Raw genomic sequence first — 6,093 nt, forward strand, 5'->3', positions numbered from 1 at the left:
CCAACTGCCCCGCCGACGTTCCACTGGCTTCAGCAGCGGAAGCCCGCAGCCGCCGTCGTAATTCCGCAAGCCAGCACATCGCCCACTCCGCCGCCGTCGATTGCACCACGAAGTTCCGCGTAAATCTGCCCCGGGTGCGGGCGATGGTGTCCGCGCGCCGTTGCTCCTCGGCACTGGCCGTGGACTGCGACTGACGCCAGCTTTCCGACGGCGGCGGGCTGCTGCGGCCGAGGAAGGAACTTACGGTCCCGCCCGCCTCTCCAGTCCGGGCCGCCTGCTCCACGAAGCCGACCGCGCGAGGATAGGTCTTCGCCAGCTGCGGCATCAGCCTCCCGGATTCGCCCGTCGTCGCCCCATACATTGCCCCCAGCACGGCAATTTTCGCGGTCGCCCGGTCACCGAAACCCTGCGCGGCGATTCCGGCGTAGAGATCTTTCCCCTGGGCAGCCTTGGCGAGCTGCGAGTCCTGCGCCAGTGCGGCCAGCACCCGCGGCTCCAGCTGAGCGGCATCGGCCACCACGAGCCGGTGGCCCGCATCAGGACGGGCAGCGTCGCGGATCACCTTCGGGATCTGCAACGCACCGCCGCCGCGCGAAGCCCAGCGCCCGGTCACCACACCGCCGACGACGTATTCCGGCCGGAACCGTCCGTCCTGGACCCAGGCATCCAGCCAACTCCAGCCATTCGCCGCCAGCAGCCGGGAGAGTTTCTTGTATTCCAGCAGCGGGCCGATCGCGGCATGTTTGTGCTGCTCCAGCTCCCAGGATCGGGTGCTCTTGACCTCAATTCCGGAACGGTGAAGAGTGCGGATCAGCTCCTGCGGGGAATCCGGGTTGAAGGACGGCGCGTTCAGTGCCTGCCGCAGTTGGACGGCAAGTTCCTCCAGTTTCCGCGGTCGCGCATCCACAGGCGGGCGCGGGCCGAGCGCCTCGGTGAGGATCTGTTCGTGGATATCGATCCGCCACGGGAGCCCGGCATGCTGCATTTCGGCGGCGATCAGCGCCCCTGCCGATTCGGCCGCGATCAATAACTGCGTTCGCCCTCGGTGGCTGGAGGTGCCGATGGCTTCGAGCTGGCCAGCCAGTTCCGCGGCCAGATCCTCCACCGCAGTTCCAGCACCCGCCGGCTCGTCGAAGAGCGCAAACTGGTCGGCTGATGCCGGCACCGGCTGAACCGCCCGCGGCAACTCCGGCTCTGTTCCCGGTCGTTTCGCCCTGTTTCGGACGGCGTAGTCCGAGGCCGATGTGAATTCCGACTGCGCCAGGATTGCACCGGAGAGGGAAAGATCATGGCAACGTTCGACGGCGGCGCCCTCACGCAGGAGCGCGGGGTACCAGTCCTGGGTGCGTTCAAACACCCAGCGCGGCCGGGCCGGTTCATGTTGACGGACGACGGCGGCAAGCTGGCTGCGCGGGAAACGGCTGGCTTCACCAGCGGGTGATCCGTCATCGTGCACGGGCAGCAGGAACGTATCGGCCCTCGCCGAGGGATCTGTGCCGTCCAAGGTGCTGCCCACAGTGTTCGAGGCCGTGCCGAGGACAAGATACATAACTCCATTCTGCCTTGATGGAGCCGGGCTCCTGACAGTCTCTTGTCCTCCACAGACCGCCTTTCAGCACCTAACCTCCACAATGAGCGGGCGGGGCATCGCGGCTGGCACTCCGGCACGGCACGGTTGAAAGATGCCAGATTCAATTCAACGTCCGTCCCGGCGCTCCGCCCGCCGGCGAACCGACATGTCATCGAACCAGGCCGACCGTGCGTGGCTGCCCGAACAACAGGTTCCCGGCGTCGCGCTCGTCACCGCCTCTGAGTTCCTTCGCGAGGAAATTTCCCGCATTGCGACGGCGGCCTCCACACCATTGCGTATCGCCGCCAGCTTCAGGGAGCTGGTGGGTCATTCCGATGCTGTGGGAACGGTCCTGGTCGGGAGCGATATATCGGAAATCCACGGCGGCAAGTGGGCCTCTTTGGTGCTAATCGGACTGGCAGGCGAGGGTGACGCGCTCTGGGAACAAGCGGCGGCGCTGGGAGCTCAGCGGGTAGCGGTCCTGCCGGAGGCGGCCGGCTGGCTCGCCGAGTTCCTGGCGAAGCTTGAAACTCCGGGAACGGCCTCCAACCACATTGTCGGTATCCTCGGCGGCTGCGGTGGCGCCGGAGCGTCGACGCTGGCCGTCTGGCTGGCTTGCGCCTCGGGCGCATCGGGCAGGCAAACGCTTTTGGTCGACGCTGACCCGCTGGGAGGCGGGCTCGACATGGCGATAGGTGCCGAAGGTAGCCGGCCTGGAGGCCGCGGAGCGGCACTGCGACAGTCTGGTTCTTGTGGTCCCGGCACGCGTTAGGGCAGCGGCGGCCGCACGGCTGCTCAGCAGACGTATCTGTCATCAACCGCTGTCCCTGGTCGTCCGGGGACCGCTGCTGGCTGGTGCCGATGCCCATTTGGTGGCGGAATCGGCGGGCTATCCGTTGACGGCGTATTGGAGGCCCGAACGAGGACTCCGGGCAGCGTCAGAGAACGGACAATTATTGAGCTATCGCACCAAAAAGAATGTGCGCCGCCTGACGGGTTCGCTGTTGCAGGCGCTGCCTGAGGATTTGGGGCGGACTGCAGCATGAGGCAGCCTCGTGAGACAACCGGCCGGCACCGCGGGAGCGGGTGGGATGGCGAAGCGACTTCGGAGCCGGTCCGGCAGCCGGCCTTCAAGAGGGCGGGCAACCGTTCCGGCGGTGGACCGGGGACGCCGGCGGTCCAGAGCGGATCTTTCAGGAATGACGAGTTGGTCAGCTCGGTCCGTAAGGCGGTGATGGCGGATTCCGGTCCTGTGACCTCATCCAGGGTCGCCGCAGCCGTGCAGTCGAGCGGGCAGTTGCTGGGCACAGCCGGAACCTTGGATGCGGTGGAACGTATCCGTGCCGAACTCAGCGGGCTTGGACCGCTGCAGCCTTTGGTCAAGGACCCGGCGGTGACGGACATCTTCGTCAATGGAACCGATTCAGTCTGGGTCGACAGCGGAGCGGGCCCGGAACAGAGCACTGTCCGTTTCGACAGCGAGTCACAGGTTAGGGCTTTGGCTACGCGTCTGGTGGCGGCGGGCGGGAGGCGCCTCGACGATGGGTCACCATGCGTGGATGTGAGGTTGGAAGGCGGCTACCGCATCCACGCTGTCCTGCCGCCAATTTCGACGGCCGGAACACTACTATCCGTACGGATCGGCCGGTCCGAAGTATTCACTCTTGACCAGTTGATCGCCGCAGGCACTTTGAGCGCTCCGATGGCGACGCTCCTGCAGCAACTCGTTGACGCGAGGGCGAATTTCCTTATCAGCGGCGCAACCGGTTCCGGCAAAACGACCCTGCTGTCCTCGCTGCTCAGCCTCTGCGACCCTGCAGACCGGTTGGTGCTAATAGAGGATGCCGCGGAACTGAATCCCCGCCACGGCCATATCGTCGGAATGCAGAGCCGGCATGGAAACCTTGAAGGCACCGGCGTCGTCGATCTGGCCGAACTCGTCCGGCAAGCGCTGCGGATGCGTCCCGATCGGCTCATCGTCGGCGAGTGCAGGGGCGCGGAGGTGCGTGAACTGCTGGCCGCGATGAACACCGGCCACTCCGGCGGGGGAGGCACGATCCACGCCAATACCGCCAGATCCGTGCCGGCGAGGTTGGCCGCTCTCGGAGCGCTGGCAGGCATGAGCCGGGATGCAGTCGCGCTTCAGACAGTCAGTGCTGTAGACGTGATAATCCACGTTGAGCGCTTCAGCACAGGCAGGCAGGTCAGCGAAATCGCCGTTCTGGAGGACACGGATGACGGCTCAGTCTCGGTCCGTCCGGCCGTCCGGACGGGGCCGGATTCCGAGCTGATCCGGCACGTCGGCTGGGAAACGCTGCGGGAGCGGATTGGTGAGGCGGACCGCTGATGGGCGCACTGCTGACGGCTCTTCTTTTGTTTATCGGCTGTTCACTGTTGCTGACAACAGGCGTCCGGGCAGGAGCGGGGCCGTACGATCCGGCTGCAGGATGGCGCCGCCTGGCATTGGGTAAAGCAGCCCGGGCGCAGCCTTCAACCGGTATCCGGCGGATGGTTAGCCGTATCCTGCCTGTGACCAGCCGCCGGAAGACACCGGATCCGTGGCTGATGCCACTGCTCGTCCATCAGCTGGCAGCTCTGCTCGAAGCGGGACGGTCGTCACAGATCATCTGGGCGGAAGCAGCCCGGTCCCATCTGCAGCGGCAGAACCGGGAATCCGCACCCGCATCAGCGGCTCGGATCAATGATGACGGACCTGATCAACTTCTGACCGTTCTCTATGCGGCCGACCGGGCTGCCGCTCTCGGACATAGCGTCGCCGAGGTACTGCGGCACCATGGGGCCGTAGTTCCATCCGGAAGGGCACGGGCGAGGACACGGCAGCGGACCACGTGCAGAATCTGGACCGATCTCGCCGCTTGCTGGGATGTCGCGGAGTTGAGCGGGGCCCCGCTATCGAAGCTTCTCGGCCGGTACGCCGTCCAGCTGGAAGCGGAGCTGGATGCCGAAGCGGCAAGGCAGTCTGCTCTGGCAGGTCCCCGGGCGACAGTGAAGCTGTTGGGCTGGCTTCCTTTCCTGGGGCTGGGACTCGGCCTGCTGATGGGCGTCGATCCGTTGGCGATGCTGGTTGGCACACCTGTTGGTCTGGCAGCGTTCGGAGTTGGGATAGCGCTGATGGCCGCCGGCAGGGTTTGGTCCAACAAGATGGTGGCGGCTGCCGAGAGGCCGTCCTGATGCCGGCGGGAGCCGGCGCCATGATGGGCGCGGTCCTGATCGTGCTGCTGCTCTCGGCAGCCATATTTTTGCTGCAACTTCAGGATCGAAGATGGTCAGCCGCAGACAGTGGAACCGCTGGCACAGAGCAACCCCGACCCGGCGGAACGTCCGGCCGCACGGACCTCCAGGCCCCGATCATGCTGGAACTTGCCGGTTCCATGCTGGAGGCAGGTTCGTCCCTTGAGCAGACCCTGACGGTGCTGAGCACCATAACTGGTGAACAGACGGGCCGGGGGTTGACGACCGTCGTGTCGGCGATGCGGCTCGGCGCTGGCTGGGAGCAATCGTGGGCGGCGGCGTCGAATAGTGAATCGGCTCCGGTACTGAAAGAACTGGAGGAAGGACTCGGCTTCGCAGCGGCGACTGGCGCGCCCTCGTCCGCGCTCCTATCAGCCCAGGCTCAACAGATGCGCCGCCGCAGCTACCGCGAAGCGGAACAACGGGCCGCAGCACTGGGGGTAAGGCTTGTGCTGCCCATGGGACTGTGCTCCTTGCCGGCCTTCGTCTGCATCGGAGTGCTGCCGGTACTGCTCGCCATGTTGCCGACGCTCGGCTAACCACCGTCGACGCATCCTCCACAGGTTGCCCCGCCCGGCACGTTATCCACTTAGAGCCACCGGTACCTTTCGTCCCCGTGACAGGGCCGCAAAGCTGTAATAACCGTTGATTTCAGCGGCGAACACAGGAGGAAAACCATGTCATTGTCATATCGCAAGGCCCGGACCACTGCCACGACGGCGGGTGCTGGGAGGGCCTATCAGCTCACTCGCGGCAACACAGGCCTGGCCGCCGAACAGATCAGCACCGAACCAGAACCCGGCACATTCGCCGCGGGCCAAGGCTATCCAGAGGCAGTCAGTACGGGTGGTGAGCGGGGGGCGCAAGACAACGTCGTCGAGCTGTTCCCCGGCGCCTCCGGTTCCCCCAGCGCTGGATGGCGTGCGAGGCTCCGGAATTCCGAGGCCGGCATGGCGACAGCTGAATATGCCATCGCAACGTTGGCTGCGGTGGGTTTTGCCGGTTTGCTGGTGGTGATCCTGCGCAGCGACGAGGTGCGCGGGTTTCTCATGACCATCATCGAGCAGGCATTGACGTTGGGCTAGACCAGAATGCGGATGAGCAAGCGCCGAACGCCCGAGAGAGGGTCGGTCACAGCAGAATTAGCCGTCACTCTTCCGGCGTTGACGGGGATTCTGGCGCTGCTGCTGGTCTGTGCAGTGATCGGAGTGACGCAGCTTCGATTGGAGGAAGCTGCGTGGGCAGGGGCCAGGGCAGCCGCGCGAGGTGAA

6 protein-coding genes are annotated in these 6,093 nt (G+C 65.5%); 5 read left to right on the top strand and 1 reads right to left on the bottom strand.

Going from position 1 to position 6,093, the window contains the following annotated elements; translation table 11 throughout:
* The coding region (locus Y707_RS23470; protein WP_081744614.1) for a bifunctional 3'-5' exonuclease/DNA polymerase at positions 1-1,549 on the bottom strand (1,549 nt) is incomplete at its 3' end.
* 133 nt (positions 1,550-1,682) lie between these two features.
* Between Y707_RS23470 and Y707_RS0104620 the strand changes: the two genes are divergently transcribed.
* The 5 genes from Y707_RS0104620 (at position 1,683) to Y707_RS23480 (ending at position 5,907) form a co-directional block, all read left to right on the top strand.
* Complete coding sequence (locus Y707_RS0104620; protein WP_155852721.1) at positions 1,683-2,342, top strand: CpaE-like family protein; 660 nt, start codon at positions 1,683-1,685, stop codon at positions 2,340-2,342.
* 480 nt (positions 2,343-2,822) lie between these two features.
* On the top strand, positions 2,823-3,917 hold the full coding sequence (locus tag Y707_RS23475) for a TadA family conjugal transfer-associated ATPase (protein ID WP_442853278.1): 1,095 nt from the start codon (positions 2,823-2,825) through the stop codon (positions 3,915-3,917).
* Complete coding sequence (locus Y707_RS0104635) at positions 3,917-4,762, top strand: hypothetical protein (RefSeq protein WP_051441652.1); 846 nt, start codon at positions 3,917-3,919, stop codon at positions 4,760-4,762. The genes Y707_RS23475 and Y707_RS0104635 overlap by 1 nt, the downstream gene beginning before the upstream one ends.
* The gene (locus Y707_RS0104640) at positions 4,762-5,361 is read left to right on the top strand and encodes a type II secretion system F family protein (RefSeq protein WP_035780328.1); all 600 of its coding nucleotides are present in this window, start codon (positions 4,762-4,764) and stop codon (positions 5,359-5,361) included. The genes Y707_RS0104635 and Y707_RS0104640 overlap by 1 nt, the downstream gene beginning before the upstream one ends.
* A 138-nt stretch (positions 5,362-5,499) precedes the next feature.
* Positions 5,500-5,907 carry a DUF4244 domain-containing protein gene (locus tag Y707_RS23480; RefSeq protein ID WP_035780330.1) on the top strand — a complete coding sequence of 136 codons (408 nt, stop codon included), beginning with the start codon at positions 5,500-5,502 and terminating at the stop codon, positions 5,905-5,907.
* Positions 5,908-6,093 lie beyond the last annotated feature (186 nt).

Origin of the sequence: Arthrobacter sp. H14, from assembly GCF_000520495.1 — a bacterium.
GTDB lineage: Bacteria > Actinomycetota > Actinomycetes > Actinomycetales > Micrococcaceae > Arthrobacter_C.

What these genes read in the sequence shown, in the direction of transcription:
- Y707_RS0104635 (WP_051441652.1), top strand. Translation starts at nt 3,917, where the DNA reads ATGGGCGCACTGCTGACGGCTCTTCTTTTGTTTATCGGCTGTTCACTG.
- Y707_RS0104620 (WP_155852721.1), top strand. Translation starts at nt 1,683, where the DNA reads ATGCCAGATTCAATTCAACGTCCGTCCCGGCGCTCCGCCCGCCGGCGA.
- Y707_RS0104640 (WP_035780328.1), top strand. Translation starts at nt 4,762, where the DNA reads ATGCCGGCGGGAGCCGGCGCCATGATGGGCGCGGTCCTGATCGTGCTG.
- Y707_RS23480 (WP_035780330.1), top strand. Translation starts at nt 5,500, where the DNA reads ATGTCATTGTCATATCGCAAGGCCCGGACCACTGCCACGACGGCGGGT.